Raw genomic sequence first — 23,267 nt, forward strand, 5'->3', positions numbered from 1 at the left:
ATATCCGCCAAATGGCTATTGATCAGGGATTGTTATTCAGATATTCCTGCCGCAATAAACCAAATAACCAGTCATTATGCCAACGTCCCGCAAGGTAATAGCTCTCGCGTAATTCGCCCTCCAGGCAAAAGCGGGCTTTTTCCAGCAGACGTCGTGAGGCGATATTCCCGGCGGTGACGGTGGCGGTAAGTCGACGTATACCGCCCTGATGAAAAGCGTAATCGCAAAGCGCTTTCAGGGATTCAAAGCCGTAACCTTTCCCCTGTGCCTCGGGAGCGAAAAGAAAACCGACCTCAGCGCAATCCTCCTCCCGATGAATATACCCGGTGACGCCCAACGGAGCCCTGGAAGCGGCGTCACGCACGACGAGGCACAGCCAGTGCGCGCTCCCTGGCGTCCAGGGCGTCAGGCGCGAATCAAACGCCTCGCGGATCGCCGCGACGGGGCGGTCTTCCGCCACAAAGCGCATGACGTCGGGATGCTGCTGTAGCGCCAGAAAAAAGGGCCAGTCTTCTTCTTGTAAAGGCGAGCAGTTCAGGCGAGGGGTAATTAAAACCGGCATTCAGATTCTCCTGAAACATTTTAAATGATTTTAGGGTTGTCACTTTATTTCAACAGAAAGTCAGGTATGGTTAACCGCGTATAAATAAAAAGAAAAAAGGCCGTTACGTGCCAACCCGGATGTCTTCGTTGTCGCTTAAGGAAAACAATGACTCTCAGCACATCACATCATGTTCGCGAACAGTTCGAACACTGTCTGGCGGTCATTCGCCATGCGTCGGTGGAAATTTTGCTTCTTCTGAATGTACATGCTTCTGAGGGCAAAGATCCACGCTGGTTTCTGGAACAACTGGACAGCGCGCGATTAGCCCTGGGCGGCTGGGGAGCCGTGGCGAAAAAGCTCAACCTGAATGATGCCGAGATGTCGGAATTTACGCTCCAGCTGCGCCTGCTGCAGCAGCGCGTGCCGCAGTATGAAAGCGGACAGGATGTGAGTGAAAACCAGCTGATTGCGGCGATGCGCTTTGTCACCGCGCTGGAGCACCTTCGCCTGCAGCAGCCGCTGTTGACCTACAGCACGGAGCTGGCTCCGGGCAGCGAACTCCAGCAGCAGCAGGCGCATAAGCAGGTGCGGGCGATAGAGCTCATGATAAAAGGGCTCATCCAGCAGGCCTGGCCCGATCAGGTAAGGCTGAATAACCATCTCAAGACTTTGTTTAACGCCGATCGCGTACGGCGCTGGCTGAAGTTGGGCGAGATCAACGATGTCCTGAGCGGCATGATGTTCAGCGAACTGGCGCAAATGCTGGTGGATAAAAAAGAGTTCAGCCGCTATTACGCTTCGCTGTTCAGCGACCCGTCCATGCTGACGCTGCTGGTTGAACCGCGTAAAACGCTGCAAACCTTCCTCGATGACATTCGGCAAATCCGTAACAACATCACCGTCCAGAAAACGTTAAGCTCGGCGCAAATCCAGCTGCTGGATAACTACTATGCGCAGATCGCGCGGCCCGTTCAACGCGCGTTTGAAGAGGGGAGAACGCGCGTCAATCCGGCGGGATTCATGGCGGTAGATGCCAGCGAACTGCATACCTTCTGGGAAAAGGCGCAGAAAATGGATCGGGTCACCGGTGGGGATCTGTTTGAAGTCCGTGACACCATTGAAAAGCCGACCCAGCGCGCGCCGCGCACCCCCGAACAACGCGAGCAGCTCATTTCCGGTGCGTTATGGGGGGCGGTTGGCGTTATGGTGATTGCCATCGTGGCGGGAGGCTTCTGGCTGGTGACCAGCAGTAAACCGCAGCCTGCGGCCGTCAGCGCGGCTGAAGCGGCGCCGCCACAGGAAATGCGTGAGACACCTTCCTCGCGCGAAACGCTCACGCGCATGGGAGTGACCTGGGACGAGAATAATTTCCGCTCGGCCATTAACCGCAACGACACCCGCGTGACCCAGCTCTTTTTGCAGGGCGGTATGGACTGGAAGCTGTCCTGGACCGAAGAGGCGATGTCGGCAGGCTATGACGACGTGCTGGAGCTGATGCTACGCTACCGGCAAAACATGGTGGAGGAGAAGCCGTGTCGGCGCTTCATCAACACGCTCAGCCACGCGATGTCGAACGGCGAGTCTCTGACCTCGGTACGTAAAGAGTACCTCAAAGCTTTCTGCACCGTGCCAGCGGTGGTGAAACGCCAGCAGCACGATCTCGACATGGCCACACGCCGTGCGAAGTCACAGCCGGATGCCACCACCAAAAAATGGCAGTCTATTCAGAGCGCCATTTATGAGGTGATTCGCTGATTTCTCCTCCCTCTCCCCGTGGGAGAGGGCCGGGGTGAGGGCACCAGACCGCACCCTATTCAAGGCTCCCCATACAACCCAATCAGCCGCCGCACCACGCCGTTCGTCCAGCCGAAACCATCCTGCAGCGGATACTCACCCCCGCCCCCTTCGCGCGGCGTGCTGCTGGCGATGTGGTACTTCTCAATCAGCTTATGATGCGTCTGATAAAAATGGTTCACCGTATGCAGCCAGCTCCAGGCGATTTCATCCCCCAGCGAGTCGTTGCCGTACTGCTTGAACCCCTGGATCGCCATCCACTGCAGCGGCGCCCAGCCGTTGGGTTTATCCCACTGCTCGCCGGTTTCGTACTCGGTCGCCAGAATCCCGCCCGGCGTCAGCAGTCGCGCCTTGACCGCATCCGACAGGCGCTCGGCCTGCTCATGGGTCGCCATGCCGACATACAGCGGCACAATGCTGGCGGCAGAAAACAGCGCCAGCTCTTCGCGTCGCCAGTCGTAGTCGCGGTAACAGCCGCTCTCCTCGTCCCACAGATAGCGGTTCACCGCCTCGCGGCGATCGCTGGCTTTCTGGCGGAACAGGTCTGCCGTCTCTTTATCCCCTTTCGACGCCGAGATGTTGGCGATTGCGCTTTCCAGCTTGTACAGGAAGGCGTTCAGATCGATGGGGATAAACTGCGTCGTGCGGATGCTGGCGAGCCGCGACGGATCGCGCAGCCAGCGGGAGGAATAGTCCCAGCCGGACGCCGCCCCGGCGCGCAGGTCGCGATACACCTCGTTTGGCGGACGGCCCGAATGGCGGGCAGTTTCCACATCCTCAATCCACGATTCATCGCGCGGGGTATCACGGTCATCCCAGTAGCGGTTGAGCAACGAGCCGTCCGGCATACGCACGGCGCTGCGGTAGGCCTGGTTAAGCAGGAGCGACTCCGCGCCGTCCATCCAGAAGGCGTACTCCATTTTGAGGTGTTCCAGATAGCGTTTCGCACCGCGAACGCCGTCCTCCTCAAACAGCTCCACCATCAGCGCAAAGACCGGCGGCTGGGAGCGGCTGAGATAATAGGTACGGTTGCCGTTGGGAATATGCCCGTAGCGTTCAATCAGCCAGGCGAAGTTATCCGCCATACATTTCAGCAGATCGTTACGACCGCTCTCCGCCAGCCCCAGCATGGAGAAATAGGAATCCCAGTAGTAGGTCTCGCTGAATCGTCCGCCGGGAACGATATAGGCTTGGGGCAGCGCCAGCAGGGAAGACCAGGGAATATGATCCTGCGGCTCGCGCGTCAGCACCGGCCACAGGCTGTCAATGTGCTCTTTGAGGGACAGACCGGGGTCGGAGACATATTCCGTACTGTAGGTCTCCGGCAGCCAGAAGTGGTTTTCCACAAACTGGCGCAGGTCGAAATCCCGGTGGCGTCTGACCTTGCGGTAGCGGATCAGGATATCCAGCGGATCCATCTTCGGTGCGCAGTCGGGAAAGGTTTTGCTGTCCGTGAACAGGCGCGAGGACTGCACGTGCTCAAACAGTTCAAGATAGCGGTCTGCGGGCGTCAGTGCATCGGAGGCGGGTAGCCCCTCGATCATCTCGGGTTCCGGCTCCGCCTCAATCATTTCATCCAGTTTCAACTCGCAGGGATCGGTCTCGTAGCGCAGCTCTTCTGCAATCTCGAATTCGATGTTCTCGGTAGCCTGTAGTTTCTGGTTGAACATGGTGATAGGGACCTCCGGTTGTGTGTTCAAAAGACAGGTTTATCCGGGCGTCTTATAAGCGTAGACATTCGCTTCGGTAGATGTGGAGGGATATGTGCGGTAGATCACTCTTTTCGGAGCATTCGTTTTGCAACGATTTATGAATGTGAATAAAAAAAGCCCCTCCGGAGAGGGGCTTATGCATTAACGCATGGTGACAAACTCTTCCGCCGCCGTAGGGTGGATCGCCACGGTGTTGTCGAAGTCTTTCTTGGTCGCGCCCATCTTCAGCGCTACCGCAAAGCCCTGCAGGATCTCATCCATGCCGAAGCCGACGCCGTGAATACCGACAATCTTCTCGTCCGGGCCGACGCAGACCAGCTTCATGCGGCACGGCTGGCGGTGGGAGGTAACGGCGGTATACATCGCGGTAAACGCGGATTTATACACTTTCACCTGGTCGTCGCCATACTGCTCGCGCGCCTGCGGCTCGGTTAAGCCGACGGTGCCGATTGGCGGGTGGCTGAAGACCACGGTCGGGATGTTGCTGTAGTCCAGATGCTCGTCCGGCTTGTTGTTAAACAGGCGCTCGGAAAGACGACGACCCGCCGCAACGGCAACCGGGGTCAGCTCAACGGCACCGGTGTTATCGCCGACCGCATAAATGCCCGGTACGCTGGTGTTCTGGAATTTATCGACGACGATGTACCCTTTTTCGTCGGTTTTCACGCCGGTCACGCCCAGATTGAAGTTATCGTTCGCCGGTTCACGGCCAATCGCCCAGATCAGGCAATCGACGGTCTGGCTGCGGCCATCCTCCAGCTCCAGCGTCAGGCTGCCGTCTGCATTTTTCACCACCGCTTTTGGCACGGCGTTGGTATGCAGGGTTGGGCCTTCGGTGTTCATCACTTCAACCAGCGTATCAACGATCAGCGGATCGAAGCTGCGCAGCGGCGCGTGTTTACGCACGAACAGGTGCGCTTCGGCACCCAGACCGTTAATCACGCCAGCCAGCTCCACCGCGATGTAACCCGCGCCCACCACGGCAACGCGCTTAGGCAGGGCAGGCAGTTCGAAGAAACCGTCAGAGTCGATGCCGTATTCCACGCCCGGGATGTTCGGGTGGCTCGGACGGCCGCCGGTGGCGATCAGGATGTGATCGGCGGTGATCGTCTCACCGTTCACTTCGATCGTTTTCGCGTCCACAAAGCGGGCGAAACCGTGGATAACGTCGACGTTATTTTTACCCAGCACGTTGTCGTAGGAGGTGTGAATACGGTCGATGTAGGCGGTACGGCTGGCGATCAGTTTGTCCCAGTCGAAGTGGTTGATGGTGGTGTCAAAGCCGTAGTCCGGGCCATACATATGGATAGCTTCACGGATTTGCGCCGCATGCCACATCACCTTTTTCGGTACACAACCCACGTTCACGCAGGTGCCGCCCAGCGCTTTGGCTTCAATCAGCGCACACTTCTGGCCGTACATGGCCGCGCGGTTGATGGAGGCGATGCCGCCGCTGCCGCCGCCGATGGCGATGTAGTCATAATGCTTAGTCATAGCTTTTGTCCTTAATCGTGAATTGCCGCGATTGTATACCTGAAATCAATAGTTTCCACCGATGGCTGCGATTACTCCGGCACGATCCAACTGACGGAGGTATGGCCCGTACCGGCTGGCACCAGCGTTTTGTGCAGCCACGGCAGCACGTTGTTCATCTGCGCTTCGAGCTTCCACGGCGGGTTAATGACGATCATGCCCGAGGCGGTCATGCCGCGCTGGTCGCTGTCCGGACGCACGGCCAGCTCGATCTGCAGGATTTTGCGGATGCCGGTGGCTTCCAGGTCTTTGATCATGCGTTTGATTTGCGCGCGCAGCACCACCGGATACCACAGGGCGTATGTCCCGGTGGCGAAGCGTTTGTAGCCTTCGTGAATACCCGTCACCACCGCCTGATAGTCGGTTTTGATTTCGTACGGCGGGTCGATCAGTATCAGGCCACGACGGGAAACCGGCGGCAGCTTGGCTTTCAGCTGCTGATAGCCGTCGGCTTTTTCCACGCGGGCGCGGCTGTCTTTCTGGAATTCAGAACGCAGCAGCGGGAAGTCGCTCGGGTGCAGCTCGGTCAGCTGGATGCTGTCCTGCTCGCGCAGCAGCTGGCGGGCAATCAGCGGGGATCCCGGGTAGTAACGCAGCTGGCCGTTGCGGTTGAAGTGGTTCACCACGCCGATGTACGGCTCCAGCTCGGCAGGCAGGTCGTCCTGCTGCCAGATGCGGGCGATCCCTTCCAGATATTCACCGGTACGCTCGGCATGCTCGCCGCTCAGCTGATAACGGCCCGCGCCCGCGTGCGTGTCCAGATAGAGAAACGGCTTTTCTTTCTCTTTGAGCGATTCGATGATCAGGCTCTGAACGGTGTGTTTAAGGACGTCGGCGTGGTTGCCTGCGTGGAAGCTGTGGCGATAACTGAGCATGGGTAATGATATTCCGCTGAATTGACGATTTGCCACAGTTTACAGCAGAACGGCGCAGATTACCCGCAGGCCCGGTAAGCGCAGCGCCACCGGGCTCTTTTCCGCCACGTCTGGCATTGAAATCCTCTACACTTAACCCCATTCTAGATCGCATATGCACAGCGCCGGATGCGCGCTTCATTCACCTCTTTCAACAGGACAGCGTTTATGACCAATCCATTACTGACGCCTTTTTCGTTGCCACCGTTTTCTAAAATCCTCCCCGAGCATGTGGTTCCAGCGGTTACGCAATCGCTGGACAACTGCCGCGCGGCGGTAGAAAGCGTGGTCGCGCAGGGCGGGCCGTACACCTGGGAAAATCTGTGTCAGCCGCTGGCCGAAGTGGACGACGTGCTGGGGCGTATCTTCTCCCCGGTGAGCCACCTGAACTCGGTAAAAAACAGCCCGGAGCTGCGCGAAGCCTACGAGCAAACCCTGCCGCTGCTCTCTGAGTACAGCACCTGGGTCGGCCAGCACGAAGGGCTCTACAAAGCCTACCGCGACCTGCGCGACGGCGATCACTACGCCGAGCTGAATACCGCGCAGAAAAAATCGGTCGATAACGCCCTGCGTGATTTTGAGCTGTCCGGGATTGGCCTGCCAAAAGAGAAGCAGACCCGCTACGGTGAAATCGCCGCGCGCCTGTCCGAGCTGGGCAACCAGTACAGCAACAACGTCCTTGACGCCACCATGGGCTGGACGAAGCTGATTACCGACGAAGCTATGCTTTCCGGCATGCCGGAAAGCGCGCTGGCGGCGGCAAAAGCGCAGGCCGAAGCGAAAGAGCAGGACGGCTACCTGTTAACCCTGGATATCCCAAGCTATCTGCCGGTGATGACCTACTGCGAAAACCAGGCGCTTCGCGAAGAGATGTACCGCGCCTACAGCACCCGCGCCTCCGATCAGGGGCCGAATGCCGGTAAGTGGGACAACAGCCCGGTCATGGCGGAAATCCTCGCCCTGCGCCACGAGCTGGCGCAGCTGCTGGGCTTTGAAAACTACGCCGACAAATCTCTCGCCACCAAAATGGCGGAAAACCCGCAGCAGGTGCTCGACTTCCTGACCGATCTGGCGAAACGCGCCCGTCCGCAGGGTGAAAAAGAGCTGGCCCAGCTGCGCGCCTTCGCGAAAGCGGAGTTCGGCGTGGACGAGCTGCAGCCGTGGGACATTGCTTACTACAGCGAAAAACAGAAGCAGCACCTCTACAGCATCAGCGACGAGCAGCTGCGCCCGTACTTCCCGGAAAACAAAGCCGTTAACGGCCTGTTTGAAGTGGTGAAGCGCATCTATGGCATCACCGCCAAAGAGCGTACCGATATCGACGTCTGGCATCCGGACGTGCGCTTCTTCGAGCTGTATGACGAGAAAAACGAACTGCGCGGCAGCTTCTACCTCGATCTCTACGCGCGTGAGAACAAGCGCGGCGGGGCGTGGATGGACGACTGCGTGGGCCAGATGCGTAAAGCAGACGGTTCCCTGCAGAAGCCGGTCGCCTACCTGACCTGTAACTTCAACCGTCCGGTGAACGGCAAACCTGCGCTGTTCACCCACGACGAAGTGATCACCCTGTTCCACGAGTTCGGTCACGGTCTGCACCATATGCTGACCCGCATCGAAACCGCAGGCGTCGCCGGCATCAGCGGTGTGCCGTGGGATGCGGTCGAGCTGCCGAGCCAGTTTATGGAAAACTGGTGCTGGGAGCCGGACGCGCTGGCGTTTATCTCCGGCCACTACGAGACCGGTGAACCGCTGCCGAAAGAACTGCTGGATAAAATGCTGGCGGCGAAGAACTACCAGGCGGCGATGTTTATCCTGCGCCAGCTGGAGTTCGGCCTGTTCGACTTCCGCCTGCACGCCGAGTTCAGCCCGGAGCAGGGGGCGAAAATCCTTGAAACCCTGGCGGAGATTAAAAAGCAGGTCGCGGTGATCCCTGGGCCAACCTGGGGTCGTTTCCCGCACGCGTTCAGCCACATCTTCGCAGGCGGCTATGCGGCGGGGTACTACAGCTACCTGTGGGCCGACGTGCTGGCGGCGGATGCCTTCTCTCGTTTCGAAGAAGAGGGGATTTTCAACCGCGAAACCGGCCAGTCGTTCCTCGACAACATCCTGACCCGCGGCGGTTCCGAAGAGCCAATGGTGCTGTTCAAACGCTTCCGCGGGCGCGAGCCGCAGCTGGACGCGATGCTTGAGCATTACGGGATCAAAGGCTGATTGTTACGTGAAGATCTGCTTAGTGGATGAAACAGGCGCCGGAGACGGCGCCTTATCTGTTCTGGCCGCCCGCTGGGGGCTGGAGCACGATGAAGATAACCTGATGGCGCTGGTGATGACACCAGAACATCTCGAATTACGTAAGCGCGACGAACCGAAGCTCGGCGGGATTTTTGTCGATTTTGTCGGCGGGGCCATGGCGCACCGGCGCAAGTTCGGCGGCGGTCGCGGCGAAGCGGTGGCGAAAGCGGTTGGGATTAAAGGAAGCTATCTGCCGGACGTGGTGGATGCCACGGCGGGGCTGGGGCGCGATGCGTTTGTGCTGGCGTCTGTCGGCTGTCATGTGCGGATGCTGGAACGTAATCCGGTGGTGGCCGCGTTGCTGGACGATGGTCTGACGCGTGGCTACGCGGACCCGGAAATCGGGCCGTGGTTGCAGGAACGATTGCAGCTGATCCATGCCTCGAGCCTGACGGCGCTGACCGATATCACCCCGCGCCCGCAGGTCGTCTATCTCGACCCGATGTTTCCGCACAAGCAGAAAAGCGCGCTGGTGAAGAAAGAGATGCGGGTGTTTCAGTCTCTGGTGGGGCCTGATCTGGATGCGGATGGCCTGCTGGAACCGGCTCGTCAGCTGGCGACGAAGCGGGTGGTGGTCAAGCGCCCTGACTATGCGCCGCCTCTGGCGGACGTTGCCACGACCAACGCGGTGACCACCAAAGGGCACCGGTTTGATATTTATTCGGGGACACCGGAATAAAAAAAGCCGGGTGGCGGCTTCGCCTTACCGGGCCTACATTTCGTGCCGCCTGTAGGCCCGGTAAGCGTTAGCGCACCGGGCTTTTTTGCACTTACTCGTCTTCTTCGTCACGCAGCGGAACAATCAGCATATCCACGTGAACGGTATTAATCAGCTGGCGAGCGGAAGACATCAGCTTGCTCCAGAAGTCCTGGTGGTGACCGCACACCACCAGGTCCATGTCGTATTTCTTGATCGCATCAACCAATACCTGGCCCAGGTCGCCGCTGCCGCTCAGGGTTTCGGTAATCGGGTAGCCCGCGTTGGTGGACAGTTCGCTCAGGGCGTGGTGCGTCTCTTCGGAGATACGCTTCTGCATATCGCCCAGATTGACGTCGATCAGACCGGTGTAGAGGTCGGAGTAATTCACATCAACGTGAATCAGCGAAACTTTCGCGTTGTAGGGACGTGCCATGGATACCGCTTTATCAACCAGCACTTTGCTCTCGGGGGAGAGGTCTACCGCGATGAGAATGTGTTTGTAAGCCATAGTGTTACTCCTTCCTTAAGTTATCGATGACTAAATGGGAAAGCCGTCGTCTGATGCTTTCATTACGGCCCAGTTAAACATATTTTTCAAGCTTTGGTGTTGATAACGATTAACCTTGTGGCAAAAAAATTAACGGATCTCCTACACTATTAAATGAGCCGTTCGGATATTAAAACGCGAACCGGATCGACTTTTGGTCATTCTTTCACTGAACGTCTGTCAGGGCATTGGGGTGCGGTAGCTCAGAAGCCTTGCTTCGTGGGCGGACGCCGGGGAGGATGTATGATTAGCACCGTCGCATTGTTTTGGGCGTTATGCGTAGTTTGCATAGTGAATATGGCGCGCTACTTCTCATCGTTACGTGCGCTGTTAGTGGTACTTCGTGGTTGCGATCCGTTGCTTTATCAGTATGTGGACGGTGGAGGGTTCTTCACCTCGCATGGACAGCCCAGCAAACAGATGCGTCTGGTGGGATATATCTACTACCAGCGCTACCGCGATCATCACGATGAAGAATTTATCCGTCGCTGCGAGCGCCTGCGTCGTCAGTTCATTTTGACCAGTGCCCTGTGCGGGCTGGTCGTGGTCAGCATGATTGCATTGATGATTTGGCACTGATTACCACACCAGGCGGGGTCAGCCCCGCCTTCTTTCCTCTGGTTCAGGGCTTCACTGAGAACCGCAGATTGGAGATATTGGTCTCAATCGAAGTAACCTTCCCGCTATAGGCGATGTTAACGTCTCCGTTTGTATCAATGCTGGCCGCAGTAATTGTACCCGTACCTTCAATGACAGGATGCTTCTTAGCCAACTGATGGATAATGTCGGTGTCTTTCCCTGTTATCTTTTCCGAAAGATAGTAACGGTAGATTGTGGGTACGGTTGCGTCACCCTGATTGTTCACGGTCATATAGAGCCAGACGCTGTCAGATAATTTATAAACGTGTTGTAATTCATCGCTCTCTTGCCGGTTGGGCTGGTGGTTGAGCCACAAAAATCCAATGACCAGCGCCAGAAGCGAAACGGTAACAAGGCGATGAATCCATTTAGTCGCCGTTTTGAATGGCATAGTTTTTTCCGTCATGAGGGGAACTGAGATCATTCGCGGGGATAATAGTTATTTGTGCAGTAAAAATCTGAACAGATTGTGTTCAGATTTTCCTAATCACAGTAATGGATTAAGTAGCACAATAGCCATAAAAAAAGCGGGTCAGTTTCCTGACCCGCTTTTTTGTCGCCTTTAACCGATTAAATCAGCTTCAGCGAAATCCAGTACAGCCCGCCAGACAGCAGGATGGACGCCGGAAGGGTGAACACCCAGGCCATCAGAATGTTGGTCACGGTTTTGCGCTGCAGGCCGCCACCGTCAACAATCATGGTACCTGCCACGGACGAGGAGAGTACGTGGGTGGTGGATACCGGCATACCGGTGTAGCTCGCCAGACCGATAGACACTGCCGCCGTCATCTGCGCGGACATACCCTGCGCATAGGTCATGCCTTTCTTACCGATCTTCTCGCCGATGGTGGTCGCCACGCGGCGCCAGCCAATCATCGTACCGATACCGAGTGCCAGCGCGACCGCCATGATGATCCAGATTGGCGCGTACTCAATGGTGTTGAGCATATCGCCTTTCAGTTTCTTCAGGAGACGCTGGTCGTCAGCATTCACGTCTGGCAGCTTCGCCACTTTATCCGTCACATCAGAGATGCACAGCATAATGCGACGCAGCTGACCACGCTGCTCAACGGTCAGTTTGTCATAACTTTCGATATTGCCCAGCATGCCTTTGGCACGTTCCAGCGCGTTAATCGCGTTAGCCGGATGGCAGTGGAATTCGCCAGGTGCAGTCGTGGCACCGGCTTCCGGAGACGGGATTAACTGGTCAACGCCGGTCGCTTTTTTCAGCAGCTCAGGGTGCTGCTGGAAATAAGTTTCAACGTTGTTGACCGCATCGCGGGTACGGGTGATTTCGTAGCCGGAGGCGTTCATGTTAACCACGAAGCCTGCCGGAGCAACACCGATCAGTACCAGCATCACCAGACCAATGCCTTTCTGACCATCGTTCGCGCCGTGTGAGAAAGCCACACCGATAGCGGAAATGATCAGGGCAATACGCGTCCAGAATGGCGGCTTTTTCTTGCCGTCTTTCTTTTCACGCTCTGCCGGCGTCAGGTGAATACGGGAGCGTTTTTTGGTATTGCTCCAGTAACGACGCAGGATGAAGATCAGCCCGCCCGCCACCACCAGACCCACGATAGGGGAGACGATGAGAGAGGCAAAGATCCCCAGTACTTTCGGAATATTTAACGCATCAACAACCGATGTACCGGTCATGAGGGCGTTGGTTAACCCGATACCGATAATCGCGCCGATGAGGGTGTGAGAACTGGATGCAGGCAGGCCGAAATACCAGGTACCGAGGTTCCAGATAATTGCAGCAAGCAGCATTGAGAACACCATAGCGAGGCCATGGCCAGAACTTACGTTAAGCAGCAGATCTGTTGGCAGCATATGCACAATCGCATACGCAACGCTCAGTCCGCCCAGGAGGACACCAAAAAAGTTAAATACCGCCGCCATAACAACCGCAAGCTGCGATCGCATTGCGCGAGTGTAGATAACCGTCGCTACTGCGTTTGCAGTGTCGTGGAAGCCGTTGATCGCTTCGTAAAACAGTACAAAAACCAGAGCAAGCAAGAGTAAAAGCCCGGTATGTAAATCCAGGCCGGCAAACAAATGTAGCATAGGACGTTACGCCATTTTGAGGACATGAACGCGGCGCATTATCCAGGACAAATGCGCAACGGGCAAAGTGAAATATAGACTTTTTTTGACATACCACCTGATTTGAGAAAAGTGCCTGAAAGGATATTCTTTAAATTTCAATGGAATGGCTTTGTAATATCTTTTTACGCTGGTGTGACCACAGAGGAAACTTTACAATCCGCGGCAGTTAACAAAGAGGGTTTTGACGTGGAAAGGTTTGATGCCGTGGTAATTGGCGCCGGTGCGGCGGGTATGTTTTGTGCGGCAATGGCCGGACAGGCGGGTCGTCGCGTGCTGCTGCTGGATAACGGTAAAAAGCCAGGCCGCAAGATCCTGATGTCCGGCGGCGGGCGCTGCAACTTTACTAACCTGTATGTTGAACCCGCGGCCTATTTGAGCCAAAACCGTCATTTTTGTAAATCTGCGCTGGCGCGTTATACCCAGTGGGACTTTATCGACCTGGTGGGTAAGCACGGTATCGCATGGCATGAGAAGACGCTGGGCCAGCTGTTCTGCGACGACTCCGCCCAGCAGATTGTCGATATGCTGGTGGCCGAGTGCGAGAAGGGCGGCGTGGTCATGCGCCTGCGCACCGAAGTGCTGGACGTTTCCCGCGATGACCAGGGCTACACGCTGCAGCTCAACGGTGAAACCGTCAGCGCCGATAATCTGGTGATTGCCAGCGGCGGCCTGTCTATGCCTGGGCTGGGCGCTTCCCCGTTCGGCTATAAAATCGCCGAGCAGTTTGGCCTGAAAGTCCTGCCTACGCGCGCCGGGCTGGTGCCGTTCACGCTGCATAAACCGCTTCTGGAACAGCTTCAGACGCTGTCTGGCGTGTCCGTTCCCGCCGTTATCACCGCCGAAGACGGCACGGTGTTTCGCGAAAACCTGCTCTTTACCCATCGCGGCCTCTCCGGCCCGGCGGTCCTGCAAATCTCCAGCTACTGGCAGCCGGGGGAGTTTGTCACGGTTAACCTGCTCCCCGATTGCGATCTGGATGCCTTCCTCAACGAGCAGCGTGCGGCGCACCCGAATCAGAGCCTGAAAAACACCCTGGCAATGCAGCTGCCGAAGCGTCTGGTAGAATGTTTGCAGGTGCTGGGGCAGATCCCCGACGTGTCGCTAAAGCAGCTTAACAGCCGCGAGCAGGAAACGCTGGTCGAGACGCTAACAAACTGGCGCGTGCAGCCAAACGGCACGGAGGGCTACCGCACGGCGGAAGTCACGCTGGGCGGAGTCGACACGAATGAACTCTCTTCCCGTACCATGGAAGCGCGCAACGTGCCGGGGCTCTACTTCATCGGTGAAGTGATGGACGTGACCGGCTGGCTCGGCGGGTATAACTTCCAGTGGGCCTGGGCAAGTGCCTGGGCGTGTGCTCAGGCGCTGGCAGATGTCCGAGGACAATAAAGTTGTACACAAAGCACTAAAGTTGTAACCATTCTCAAAAAACGACGCTAATGTTGTATACATTACTGAATGTGTGGTTATAGGGTTGGAGACTATAAAATACACATATAGGTACGTATCAATGTCGTTTTTAGGGTACGATCATGGCTAGGGGTAGGCGTCTCAAATCCTATTTGGATTATGAAAATGCGCTAGGTGACGGCATAGGAGTGGGCTATGGCCAAAGTTATCAGCCCTGGCTTAGAGCTCAGGACGTTAAATCCCGTGGAAACCGTTCGATAGTCTTTGGCCTTAAGACGTTTCGAAACCATCATCTCCTTTCTTCTGTCGAAAGTAACTTTTTCTATCTGGCTGAGTTTAATGACTCGGTGATTGATATCCGGGAACAATTCCCACTCTTTCCTCTCCGGCTTACCCAACAAATAGCAAATCATCTACATTTTCAACATCCTATGGTGAGGGGAGTAAGAGGAGTACCTGTCGAAGTTCTGAATGTTATGACAACCGATTTTTTACTGACCTTGAGAACTCCTGAAGGCGGACTTCGATACAAAGCTATAGCAGTAAAACATAACGAGAGCATACCTGAACGCGAAGCCCAAAAACTTGAAATAGAGAGGATGTTTTGGCAGTTGATTGATGTTGAGTTTCAAATTTATGTTGGCTCGGAACTCAATAACGTCGTCGGTAAAAACATTTGCTGGGCTACTTCTGTATTAAGAGATGGTTCTGAATTTTATGATAAATATCCTCTTGATAAAATCCTATGGAAGCTTAAACCAGATGTTTATCCCATAGTAGGACTACGTGCAATGATTTCATCAATCTTTGGGGTAGATGCACAAGAAGCGATGATGTTATTGCAGGCAATGATTGGATTAAAAATGATAAATGTTGATTTATCATATCCAATACTCGAAACCGGTCTGATAAAGATAATTTCCAATGACCACTATATAGGACTGAACGCAAATGGATATTATTAGGAATTCAGTCTGGCTCTCTCAAGGCACTGATTTGCTTGCAGAGGGACTTTACCGTGTTTTGGATTTTGACAGAAAGGTCGATTTGTTAATTTTGTTTAAAATAAAATCAGAAAGAACGGGTAAGCCAATCCCTTTCTCATTTTCAATGTTTAAATATTATATTGAATCAAATAGCATAACTTGTAAAGATTATATATATCCTTCATATATGTTAGTAGATGAGAAAGAATTAACAGATAAAGACAGAGGAAGGCGAGATGAAAATTACAATATCATTAAAGATCTTGTAGATGACAGAATGTTTCTGTTCGACTATGCATTACATAAAAAGTCGCACCTTTTAATGGATTACTCAAGAAATAAAAAAATATCACAATATACTATCAGAACGCTTCTGGCGTTGTATTGGCGACATGGGCAGGATATTTATGCATTGCTACCCGCATTCTCGAACTGTGGCGCCGCTGGGAAAAGTAGAATCAAACATGAAATTAAACTTGGGAATTCCAAAAAAAACAGAGCATTACCTAATGAACGATCACGTGTTTTCATTCTTAATGAAAGAGATATAAATAATATTAGAAAATCTCTCATTACGTATCATTATAAAGTTAACGGAGATACGATAAAGAAAACATTAGAGAGACATATTGATTTGTATTTTAGGGATGAAATTAAAACAGCAAACCTAGAAAATAGAGCTCCATATGTTCCTTCTTTAAAACAATTTTCATACTGGAATAAAAAACTCTTCACTAAAGATTTCTCGATAAATAAGAAGAACACGAAAAAAGAAATAGACCTCAAAATGCGGGCGCTTTTAGGTAGTGTGGCTAATACAACTGTTTTGCCGGGTGATGTTTTCGAAATAGACTCAACTGTCGCTGATGTACATCTTATTTCGAGTTTAAACAGACGAAAAGTCATTGGGCGTCCTACTATTTATACAGTGGTGGATCGTGCAACAAGAATGATTGTTGGCCTTCATGTTTCTTTATACCATGCTTCATGGCGAGCCGCCCGACAAGCGTTAGCAAATTGCTTTATGCCAAAAAAAGAATATTGTAGATTATTTGGAATCTCTATTACTGATGATGATTGGCCTTGTTCTCACATTCCCTAGATAAATTCTGGCCTCAGATGACATCAGAAAGAATCATCTCAAGATCAACCTATCATGACGGAACGCAGGAGAGAAGCGAGCTGGTTGAGATCCTGAGCGACATTGTATCCATGACGAGATAATGTATTAAATAAGCATCTCAGGTGCATATATTCCGGTCCTCAACAAAGGACCGGAGTACAGAGTAGTAAAAACCCGAAATTAATCGGGTTTGAATTATATAAAGATTAACCGACTCCCGCGCCCAGGAACGATGTAAAATCACGCTTGTCGTGACATTTCTACAATGTTTACTTTTGACTATCAAGCCATTTATTCATCTGCTCAATTTCACCTTTTTGAGCTTTAATGATGTCCTGCGCGAGCTTTCTCATTTTCGGATCTTTTCCGTATTTGAGCTCGGTCTCAGCCATTGCTATTGCCCCTTCATGGTGCGCTACCATGCCTTTCGCAAAAGCCTTGTCGGGATCGGACTCATTTACGGCAGCCATCATTTTGTCATGCATGTCTTTCATGCCAGCCATATATTCCTGTGACGAAGCCGAGGTAGACATATCAGTCATTTTCATTTCTGAATGTTCTGCTGAAATCGCTGGCAGGGATAACATTAATACTGCAAATAAAGTGTTTCTGGCTTTCATAAAAAATATCCTTTTAGCGTTGATGCCCGTTAACTGTAGCAGAATCTGATAAAAATGCCCCTGTAGGGGGCAAAGATGTTGCCATATATCCGGTTACGGAAAAATCTATCAAGGAAATAAGGACAGCACAGATACTTCCCTCGCCGTCAGCCTGCACTGAGCATGCGACGATGCGCTTCGGCCATGGCCTGATGTGGGCCAGACTGACCGTTATTCATAAATTCATGGGCAACTGCAGCTCTTTCATGCTCATTCATTGCCGCTAATGACTTCGACGGCCCGGTAGGGGAAACGGTCTGACTTCCCATCATCCTCTGATGACTTTCCACCATTTTCTGGTGCGCATCCGCCGACCCGTTCGTCATGGTTTCATGAGCAATAATGGCCTGTTCATGCTGGTCCATACCGGCCATACGAGGTGCAGTCCCCTGGATCCCGACAGGAGCCGCAGCAGACTGCATCTGGTGAGCAGGTGCCTGTGCATTGTTGACCCGCTCATGGATATTCACGGTTTCAGTGGCCCAGGCCGAAGAAATTAAGCCAAAGCCCAGCAAGGATGCTAATACGATATTTTTCATGATAACTCTCCATTTCTTAATTAGTGATGTCCGGGGGAGTACAACCGGTGTTTTCAGTTCCATAACTGAAACAGGTTCGGAAGTGTTTATTTCTCCGGGAGGGGACTGGATATTCATTTCCTGGCGTCCACTGACGCCGGATATTGATAAAGCAATCCAGCCTTCCTGATAAGTTGCACTAATTATATCGAATGGCTTCTGTTTGCTGCATGACAGGCTAATGACATCTTTGTCATTTAAATCTTTATTCCCAGCACTGGGTGTCCGGAATCATTTTCTCCAGTCTGGGCACGGATAAGATAAAACGCGTTGAGTGTACGTCCGATTCCACCTGCACTCTTCCGTGATGTGCTTCCACGATTGACTTCACAATCGCAAGGCCGATGCCGCTGCCTTCTCCTTTTCGTTGTCTGGACGGATCCACCCGATAAAAACGGTCAAACAACCTTGATAAATGCTCTTCAGGGATTGGTTTCCCCGGATTTTCAATCACAAGGTCAAAAAAGCTCTCCTGCTCTCTTATTGAGACGGTGATTGCCTGTCCCTCCGGGGTATAACGCAGGGCATTGGATAACAGATTATTGATCGCCCTTCTGAACATTTGTGGATCTCCCTCAACCAGGCAGGGCATCCCGTTAAATTTGAGCGTGATATTGCGTTCTTCGGCCCAGGCTTCGAAAAACTCGAAGACTTTCATGACTTCCGCTCTGAGGTCAAACATGACCCTGTCAGGTATCAGCTGATTATTATCTGCCTGTGCCAGGAACAGCATATCGCTGACCATTTTGGTCATCCGGTTATACTCTTCAAGACTGGAATAGAGGACATCCTCAAGTTCCCTCTGTGTTCGATCCTGACTCAGTGCGATTTCAGTCTGCGTCACCAGATTGGTGATGGGCGTTCTGATCTCATGCGCGATATCGGCAGAGAAATTGGCCTGGCGGGTAAAGACATCCTCAATCTTTCCAATCATATGATTGAACGAGATAACCAGTTGCTCCAGCTCAATGGGAACGCGTGTCGGTTCCAGTCGCGCATCAAGATTCTCGGAGGTGATGTTTTTAATGGCATTGCTGACATTACGAAGGGGCAGGTGCCCCTGACGGACAGCGATTCGAATGATCAGAACAATCAACAGGCTTATCACGACGGCAATCGCAATCAGGTTCTTTTTCAGCGCATCGAGGTAATGGAGATGGAAATTAATGGATAGGCCAGTCAGCATGACATAGTTCTGCTGTTTGCCCTGAAATATCGCCTGACCAGAGGAGGCGATAATCCTGTATGTTTCCATCTTCATTTTGGACCCGGTATCCATCGGTCCCGCAGGATCCTCCACCGTCCAGAGAAAGACATCCCGTGCGCGGCTGTGCTCGCTAAAATCTGCTGAATTCACTGCCGGGCGTAGTGCCGCCCCCTGAGCTGAGCTAAAGAGCACTTCCCCCCTGGGATTGAGGAGCAAAAGGGCAACGTTGCGGTAGCTGGCAATTGATTCCTTTATTTTGCTTATTTTTTTATCATCCGGATCCACCGGGGACTGCAGTATACGGTTCAGTGTGGTGCTGATTTGTTGAAGATCGCTGACATCCTGCTCGGCAAAATGATTTTCAACAGAATGCAGCATAAACCAGGTGAATGCGATAAAAGCCAGTATCGTGGACAGGCTGATAAAAAAGGTCAGCCGCAGAGCGAGTGAGAAAGGGCGTCTGGAAGGTTTGCTATGCATCCGGGACCTCCAGCATGTAGCCCACGCCCCGGACTGTCTGGATCAGCTTTGTCTCGTAATCGTTGTCTATTTTAGCGCGGAGTCGCTTTACTGCGACATCGATCGCATTAGTGTCGCTGTCAAAATTCATGTCCCAGACCTGAGAGGCAATCAGGGAGCGGGGAAGAACCTCTCCCTGATGGCGAATGAAGAATTCCAGCAGGCTGAACTCTTTACTGGTGAGCACAATGCGGTTTCCGGCGCGACTGACTTTTCTGGATACGAGATCAATCGAGAGGTCAGCCACCTTAAACTGGCTTTCCGTGATCATCGTGTTTCCCCGCCTCAGAAGGGTTCTCACCCGGGCGAGCAGTTCGGCAAACGCAAAGGGTTTAACCAGATAATCGTCCGCACCCAGTTCCAGTCCTTTGACCCTATGTTCGATCGTGCCGAGGGCTGTCAGCAGTAAGACCGGCATACCCTTTCCGGCAGTGCGCAGCATGCGGATGATATCCCAGCCGTTCACATCAGGTAGCATGATATCCAGAATGACTAAATCATACTCGGCTGTCATGGCGAGATGATATCCGGTAAGACCATTATCAGCGTGATCCACTACGAACCCTGCCTCTGTAAGCCCTTTGCTGAGATATTCACCTGTTTTAATTTCGTCTTCGACGATCAATATTTTCATCTTGCTCCCCGGCTGGCTGCTAATGTCATTCTATTTCGCCCACGATCGTTATCAACGGATTACAGCAAAAATGACAACATTGTCATTATCCTGTCACCCGGCAAACAGAGAGCGTTAGGTAAAGTACCCCTATCAATACTCTGGACTTCATTTGAACCATTTACCAGGTCTGCCTGGACGAGAAGCGTTATGTTCAAATTAAAATTACTCAGCATTAGCACGATATTCATCCTGGCAGGCTGCGTGTCGCTTGCGCCTGAATATCAGCGGCCCGCAGCACCGGTACCCCAGCAGTTTTCACTGTCCCATAACAGCCTGACGCCAGCGGTAAATGGCTATCAGGATACGGGCTGGCGTAACTTTTTTGTCGATCCCCAGGTTACCCGGTTGATCGGTGAAGCTCTGACTAATAACCGTGATTTGAGAATGGCTGCCCTGAAGGTTGAAGAGGCCCGAGCCCAGTTCAACGTCACGGATGCAGATCGTTATCCCCAGCTGAATGCCTCATCCGGGATAACATACAGCGGTGGTCTGAAAGGTGACAAGCCGACCACACAGGAGTACGACGCGAGACTGGAGCTCAGCTATGAGCTCGATTTTTTCGGCAAACTTAAGAACATGAGTGATGCTGATCGCCAGAACTACTTTGCCAGCGAAGAAGCCCGTCGGGCCGTACACATCCTGCTGGTATCCAACGTTTCACAAAGCTATTTCAGCCAGCAACTGGCGTACGAACAACTTCGTATTGCGCGGGAAACGCTGAAAAATTATCAACAGTCCTATGCTTTCGTTGAGCAGCAGCTCGTGACCGGGAGTACGAACGTTCTGGCACTTGAACAGGCGCGAGGACAAATCGAAAGTACCCGCGCCGAAATAGCCAAACGAGAAGGCGATCTGGCTCAGGCAAACAATGCCCTGCAACTGGTGCTGGGAACGTACCGCGCACTTCCGTCAGAAAAAGGGATGAAAGGCGGGGAGATAGCCCCAGTAAAATTGCCACCAAATCTGTCTTCACAAATTTTGCTGCAGCGACCGGATATTATGGAAGCGGAATATCAGCTGAAAGCGGCTGATGCCAATATTGGCGCAGCGCGAGCGGCCTTTTTCCCCTCAATTACCCTGACCAGTGGTCTTTCCGCAAGCAGTACGGAGCTGTCCAGCCTGTTTACGTCAGGAAGTGGAATGTGGAATTTTATCCCTAAAATTGAAATTCCTATATTTAATGCTGGCAGGAATAAAGCCAATCTGAAGCTGGCTGAAATTCGCCAGCAACAGTCGGTGGTTAATTACGAACAAAAAATTCAGTCAGCCTTTAAGGATGTTTCCGACACGCTTGCGCTGCGCGACAGCCTTAGCCAGCAACTTGAGTCACAGCAGCGTTATCTTGATTCACTTCAGATAACTCTCCAGCGTGCCAGAGGATTGTATGCAAGTGGTGCTGTCAGTTACATCGAAGTGCTGGATGCAGAACGTTCCCTCTTCGCTACCCAGCAAACCATTCTCGATCTTACCTATTCCCGGCAGGTTAACGAAATTAATCTGTTTACCGCGCTGGGTGGCGGTTGGGTAGAGTAAATTTATTTAATTAATCAGGAAATTAAAATGCGTAATTCACTTAAAGCCGTTTTATTTGGTGCCTTCTCTGTCATGTTTTCTGCCGGTCTTCATGCTGAAACACATCAGCATGGCGATATGAATACTGCCAGTGATGCTTCGGTACAGCAAGTTATCAAGGGCACCGGTGTCGTTAAAGACATTGATATGAATACTAAGAAAATCACCATTTCGCATGAAGCAATTCCAGCGGTGGGCTGGCCTGCAATGACCATGCGCTTTACTTTTGTTAATGCAGACGATGCTATTAATGCCCTGAAAACAGGCAACCATGTCGATTTCTCGTTTATTCAGCAGGGCAATATCTCCTTACTCAAAAGCATTAACGTGACGCAGTCCTGATTGGCTGTCCGGAGCGATTACATCCTGTGCGCCTGTACATTCACATAGGTATATGTGTGAGTTAACCGTCAGGCGCATATGCCAGGTGTTTTGATTTTTTAGCGGAAAATTGTATGGCTTCTTTAAAGATAAAATATGCTGCAATAATTATCAGCAGCCTCATAGCAGGGGGGCTGATATCGGTTACTGCCTGGCAGTATGTAAACTCAGCACAAAAGACAGAAAAAACAGAACAAAAGGCACCGGAACGAAAGGTGCTTTTCTGGTATGACCCAATGAAACCGGATACCAAATTTGATAAACCCGGAAAATCGCCCTTTATGGATATGGACCTGGTGCCAAAATATGCTGATGACAGTGGCGATAAAAGCAGTGGCGGGATCCGTATCGACCCAACCCAGGTTCAGAATCTGGGATTAAAAACGCAAAAAGTCACGCGAGGAATGCTGAATTATTCTCAGACAATCCCGGCTAATGTCAGCTATAACGAGTATCAGTTTGTTATTGTGCAGGCGCGTTCTGACGGGTTTGTCGAAAAAGTCTACCCCATGACGATTGGCGATCATGTGAAGAAGGGGACGCCACTTATCGATATTACCATTCCGGACTGGGTGGAAGCACAGAGTGAATTCCTTCTGTTATCCAGCACCGGTGGTACTTCCACGCAAATTAAAGGCGTTCTGGAACGGCTTCGCCTGGCAGGTATGCCGGAAGAGGATATTCAGAGACTGCGTTCTACCCGGAGCATTCAGACCCGTTTTACCATTAAAGCACCTATTGATGGTGTCATTACTGCATTTGACCTGCGCACCGGCATGAATATTTCGAAAGATAAGGTGGTGGCTCAGATTCAGGGAATGGACCCGGTCTGGATCAGCGCTGCAGTGCCAGAATCTATCGCCTATCTGCTGAAAGATACGTCGCAGTTTGAAATTTCGGTACCGGCTTATCCGGATAAAACATTCCATGTCGAAAAATGGAATATTCTTCCCAGCGTGGATCAGACAACCCGTACGCTTCAGGTCCGTCTCCAGGTTTCTAATAAGGATGAGTTTCTCAAGCCGGGCATGAATGCCTATCTGAAACTGAATACCAGAAGCCAGGAGATGCTGCTGATACCAAGCCAGGCCGTTATCGATACCGGCAAAGAACAGCGCGTGATTACTGTTGATGATGAAGGCAAGTTTGTGCCGAAACAGATCCACGTTCTGCATGAGTCACAGCAACAGTCCGGCATCGGCTCCGGCCTGAATGAAGGCGATACCGTGGTGGTCAGTGGCCTGTTCCTCATTGACTCTGAAGCCAATATTACGGGCGCACTGGAACGTATGCGCCACCCTGAAAAAACAGAAAGCAGTATGCCAGCAATGTCTGACCAGCCTGTAAATATGCATTCAGGGCACTGAGG

20 protein-coding genes and 2 pseudogenes are annotated in these 23,267 nt (G+C 52.6%); 11 read left to right on the top strand and 11 right to left on the bottom strand.

The window, feature by feature from the left end; all coding sequences use genetic code 11:
* Window positions 1-22: 22 nt before the first annotated feature.
* On the bottom strand, window positions 23-562 hold the full coding sequence (locus tag N6P30_RS07300; RefSeq protein WP_023294760.1) for a GNAT family N-acetyltransferase: 540 nt from the start codon (window positions 560-562) through the stop codon (window positions 23-25).
* Window positions 563-709: 147 nt separating this feature from the next.
* Here N6P30_RS07300 and N6P30_RS07305 point away from each other — a divergent pair, with 147 nt between their 5' ends.
* Entirely contained in the window at window positions 710-2,299 is a 1,590-nt protein-coding gene (locus N6P30_RS07305; protein ID WP_023294759.1) for an STY4199 family HEPN domain-containing protein, read from the top strand.
* 59 nt (window positions 2,300-2,358) lie between these two features.
* On the opposite strand, the gene N6P30_RS07310 is transcribed toward N6P30_RS07305, so the two are convergent.
* The 3 genes from N6P30_RS07310 to N6P30_RS07320 form a co-directional block, all read right to left on the bottom strand.
* Window positions 2,359-4,008, bottom strand: coding sequence for an alpha,alpha-trehalase (locus tag N6P30_RS07310; RefSeq protein ID WP_008503121.1), 1,650 nt, complete (start codon window positions 4,006-4,008; stop codon window positions 2,359-2,361).
* A gap of 183 nt (window positions 4,009-4,191) precedes the next feature.
* Entirely contained in the window at window positions 4,192-5,544 is a 1,353-nt protein-coding gene (gene gorA, locus N6P30_RS07315; RefSeq protein ID WP_023294758.1) for a glutathione-disulfide reductase, read from the bottom strand.
* Window positions 5,545-5,615: 71 nt separating this feature from the next.
* Window positions 5,616-6,458, bottom strand: coding sequence for a 23S rRNA (adenine(2030)-N(6))-methyltransferase RlmJ (locus N6P30_RS07320; RefSeq protein WP_021242151.1), 843 nt, complete (start codon window positions 6,456-6,458; stop codon window positions 5,616-5,618).
* A 207-nt stretch (window positions 6,459-6,665) separates the two neighbouring features.
* Between N6P30_RS07320 and prlC the strand changes: the two genes are divergently transcribed.
* Both prlC and rsmJ read left to right on the top strand, forming a co-directional pair.
* Complete coding sequence (gene prlC, locus N6P30_RS07325) at window positions 6,666-8,708, top strand: oligopeptidase A (RefSeq protein WP_023294757.1); 2,043 nt, start codon at window positions 6,666-6,668, stop codon at window positions 8,706-8,708.
* Window positions 8,709-8,715: 7 nt separating this feature from the next.
* Window positions 8,716-9,468 carry a 16S rRNA (guanine(1516)-N(2))-methyltransferase RsmJ gene (gene rsmJ, locus N6P30_RS07330; protein WP_021242153.1) on the top strand — a complete coding sequence of 251 codons (753 nt, stop codon included), beginning with the start codon at window positions 8,716-8,718 and terminating at the stop codon, window positions 9,466-9,468.
* A gap of 91 nt (window positions 9,469-9,559) precedes the next feature.
* Here the strand turns inward: rsmJ and uspA are convergent, their stop codons facing one another.
* Window positions 9,560-9,997, bottom strand: a complete 438-nt coding sequence (uspA, locus tag N6P30_RS07335; protein WP_003861223.1) for a universal stress protein UspA — start codon at window positions 9,995-9,997, stop codon at window positions 9,560-9,562.
* 282 nt (window positions 9,998-10,279) lie between these two features.
* On the opposite strand from uspA, the gene uspB reads away from it, so the two are divergent.
* A complete protein-coding gene (uspB, locus tag N6P30_RS07340) occupies window positions 10,280-10,615 on the top strand; it encodes a universal stress protein UspB (RefSeq protein ID WP_003861224.1) in 336 nt (111 codons plus the stop codon).
* A gap of 43 nt (window positions 10,616-10,658) precedes the next feature.
* On the opposite strand, the gene N6P30_RS07345 is transcribed toward uspB, so the two are convergent.
* Both N6P30_RS07345 and pitA read right to left on the bottom strand, forming a co-directional pair.
* Window positions 10,659-11,066 (bottom strand): hypothetical protein, encoded by a 408-nt coding sequence (locus N6P30_RS07345; RefSeq protein WP_023294755.1) that lies wholly within the window; start codon window positions 11,064-11,066, stop codon window positions 10,659-10,661.
* Window positions 11,067-11,245: 179 nt separating this feature from the next.
* Window positions 11,246-12,745 carry an inorganic phosphate transporter PitA gene (pitA, locus tag N6P30_RS07350; protein WP_008503116.1) on the bottom strand — a complete coding sequence of 500 codons (1,500 nt, stop codon included), beginning with the start codon at window positions 12,743-12,745 and terminating at the stop codon, window positions 11,246-11,248.
* A 228-nt stretch (window positions 12,746-12,973) separates the two neighbouring features.
* Here pitA and N6P30_RS07355 point away from each other — a divergent pair, with 228 nt between their 5' ends.
* The 4 genes and pseudogenes from N6P30_RS07355 to N6P30_RS07370 form a co-directional block, all read left to right on the top strand.
* Window positions 12,974-14,176 carry an NAD(P)/FAD-dependent oxidoreductase gene (locus tag N6P30_RS07355; protein ID WP_023294754.1) on the top strand — a complete coding sequence of 401 codons (1,203 nt, stop codon included), beginning with the start codon at window positions 12,974-12,976 and terminating at the stop codon, window positions 14,174-14,176.
* A 143-nt stretch (window positions 14,177-14,319) separates the two neighbouring features.
* The gene (locus N6P30_RS07360; protein WP_000090707.1) at window positions 14,320-15,162 is read left to right on the top strand and encodes a TnsA endonuclease N-terminal domain-containing protein; all 843 of its coding nucleotides are present in this window, start codon (window positions 14,320-14,322) and stop codon (window positions 15,160-15,162) included.
* Window positions 15,149-16,282 (top strand): annotated as a pseudogene (locus N6P30_RS07365) (hypothetical protein); the annotation flags it as partial. The gene N6P30_RS07360 and the pseudogene N6P30_RS07365, both read left to right, overlap by 14 nt.
* Window positions 16,282-16,407, top strand: a pseudogene (locus N6P30_RS07370) (ATP-dependent endonuclease); the annotation flags it as partial. The pseudogenes N6P30_RS07365 and N6P30_RS07370, both read left to right, overlap by 1 nt.
* A gap of 168 nt (window positions 16,408-16,575) precedes the next feature.
* On the opposite strand, the gene N6P30_RS07375 reads toward N6P30_RS07370, so the two are convergent.
* From N6P30_RS07375 to silR, 4 genes are all read right to left on the bottom strand, one after another.
* On the bottom strand, window positions 16,576-16,926 hold the full coding sequence (locus N6P30_RS07375) for a DUF305 domain-containing protein (protein ID WP_000647571.1): 351 nt from the start codon (window positions 16,924-16,926) through the stop codon (window positions 16,576-16,578).
* A 146-nt stretch (window positions 16,927-17,072) separates the two neighbouring features.
* The gene (gene silE / locus N6P30_RS07380; RefSeq protein ID WP_000790485.1) at window positions 17,073-17,504 is read right to left on the bottom strand and encodes a silver-binding protein SilE; all 432 of its coding nucleotides are present in this window, start codon (window positions 17,502-17,504) and stop codon (window positions 17,073-17,075) included.
* 244 nt (window positions 17,505-17,748) lie between these two features.
* Window positions 17,749-19,230: a copper/silver sensor histidine kinase SilS gene (gene silS, locus N6P30_RS07385; RefSeq protein ID WP_001377740.1), complete on the bottom strand. Its 1,482-nt coding sequence runs from the start codon at window positions 19,228-19,230 to the stop codon at window positions 17,749-17,751.
* Entirely contained in the window at window positions 19,223-19,903 is a 681-nt protein-coding gene (silR, locus tag N6P30_RS07390; RefSeq protein ID WP_000697968.1) for a copper/silver response regulator transcription factor SilR, read from the bottom strand. Before silR ends, silS begins: the two co-directional genes overlap by 8 nt.
* A gap of 189 nt (window positions 19,904-20,092) precedes the next feature.
* Between silR and silC the strand changes: the two genes are divergently transcribed.
* From silC to silB, 3 genes are all read left to right on the top strand, one after another.
* Entirely contained in the window at window positions 20,093-21,478 is a 1,386-nt protein-coding gene (silC, locus tag N6P30_RS07395; RefSeq protein ID WP_000475506.1) for a Cu(+)/Ag(+) efflux RND transporter outer membrane channel SilC, read from the top strand.
* Between the two features lie 27 nt (window positions 21,479-21,505).
* Entirely contained in the window at window positions 21,506-21,859 is a 354-nt protein-coding gene (gene cusF / locus N6P30_RS07400) for a cation efflux system protein CusF (RefSeq protein WP_001246155.1), read from the top strand.
* A 113-nt stretch (window positions 21,860-21,972) separates the two neighbouring features.
* The gene (silB, locus tag N6P30_RS07405) at window positions 21,973-23,265 is read left to right on the top strand and encodes a Cu(+)/Ag(+) efflux RND transporter periplasmic adaptor subunit SilB (RefSeq protein ID WP_000157620.1); all 1,293 of its coding nucleotides are present in this window, start codon (window positions 21,973-21,975) and stop codon (window positions 23,263-23,265) included.
* Window positions 23,266-23,267: the final 2 nt, after the last annotated feature.

Origin of the sequence: Enterobacter sp. PL1, assembly GCF_945957325.1 — a bacterium.
In the GTDB taxonomy this organism is placed as follows: Bacteria; Pseudomonadota; Gammaproteobacteria; order Enterobacterales; family Enterobacteriaceae; genus Enterobacter; species Enterobacter roggenkampii.

Coding starts and splice junctions, on each gene's coding strand:
- N6P30_RS07300 (WP_023294760.1), bottom strand. CDS start 562: ATGCCGGTTTTAATTACCCCTCGCCTGAACTGCTCGCCTTTACAAGAA.
- N6P30_RS07305 (WP_023294759.1), top strand. CDS start 710: ATGACTCTCAGCACATCACATCATGTTCGCGAACAGTTCGAACACTGT.
- N6P30_RS07310 (WP_008503121.1), bottom strand. CDS start 4,008: ATGTTCAACCAGAAACTACAGGCTACCGAGAACATCGAATTCGAGATT.
- gorA (WP_023294758.1), bottom strand. CDS start 5,544: ATGACTAAGCATTATGACTACATCGCCATCGGCGGCGGCAGCGGCGGC.
- N6P30_RS07320 (WP_021242151.1), bottom strand. CDS start 6,458: ATGCTCAGTTATCGCCACAGCTTCCACGCAGGCAACCACGCCGACGTC.
- prlC (WP_023294757.1), top strand. CDS start 6,666: ATGACCAATCCATTACTGACGCCTTTTTCGTTGCCACCGTTTTCTAAA.
- uspA (WP_003861223.1), bottom strand. CDS start 9,997: ATGGCTTACAAACACATTCTCATCGCGGTAGACCTCTCCCCCGAGAGC.
- uspB (WP_003861224.1), top strand. CDS start 10,280: ATGATTAGCACCGTCGCATTGTTTTGGGCGTTATGCGTAGTTTGCATA.
- N6P30_RS07345 (WP_023294755.1), bottom strand. CDS start 11,066: ATGCCATTCAAAACGGCGACTAAATGGATTCATCGCCTTGTTACCGTT.
- pitA (WP_008503116.1), bottom strand. CDS start 12,745: ATGCTACATTTGTTTGCCGGCCTGGATTTACATACCGGGCTTTTACTC.
- N6P30_RS07360 (WP_000090707.1), top strand. CDS start 14,320: ATGGCTAGGGGTAGGCGTCTCAAATCCTATTTGGATTATGAAAATGCG.
- N6P30_RS07375 (WP_000647571.1), bottom strand. CDS start 16,926: ATGAAAGCCAGAAACACTTTATTTGCAGTATTAATGTTATCCCTGCCA.
- silE (WP_000790485.1), bottom strand. CDS start 17,504: ATGAAAAATATCGTATTAGCATCCTTGCTGGGCTTTGGCTTAATTTCT.
- silS (WP_001377740.1), bottom strand. CDS start 19,230: ATGCATAGCAAACCTTCCAGACGCCCTTTCTCACTCGCTCTGCGGCTG.
- silR (WP_000697968.1), bottom strand. CDS start 19,903: ATGAAAATATTGATCGTCGAAGACGAAATTAAAACAGGTGAATATCTC.
- silC (WP_000475506.1), top strand. CDS start 20,093: ATGTTCAAATTAAAATTACTCAGCATTAGCACGATATTCATCCTGGCA.
- cusF (WP_001246155.1), top strand. CDS start 21,506: ATGCGTAATTCACTTAAAGCCGTTTTATTTGGTGCCTTCTCTGTCATG.
- silB (WP_000157620.1), top strand. CDS start 21,973: ATGGCTTCTTTAAAGATAAAATATGCTGCAATAATTATCAGCAGCCTC.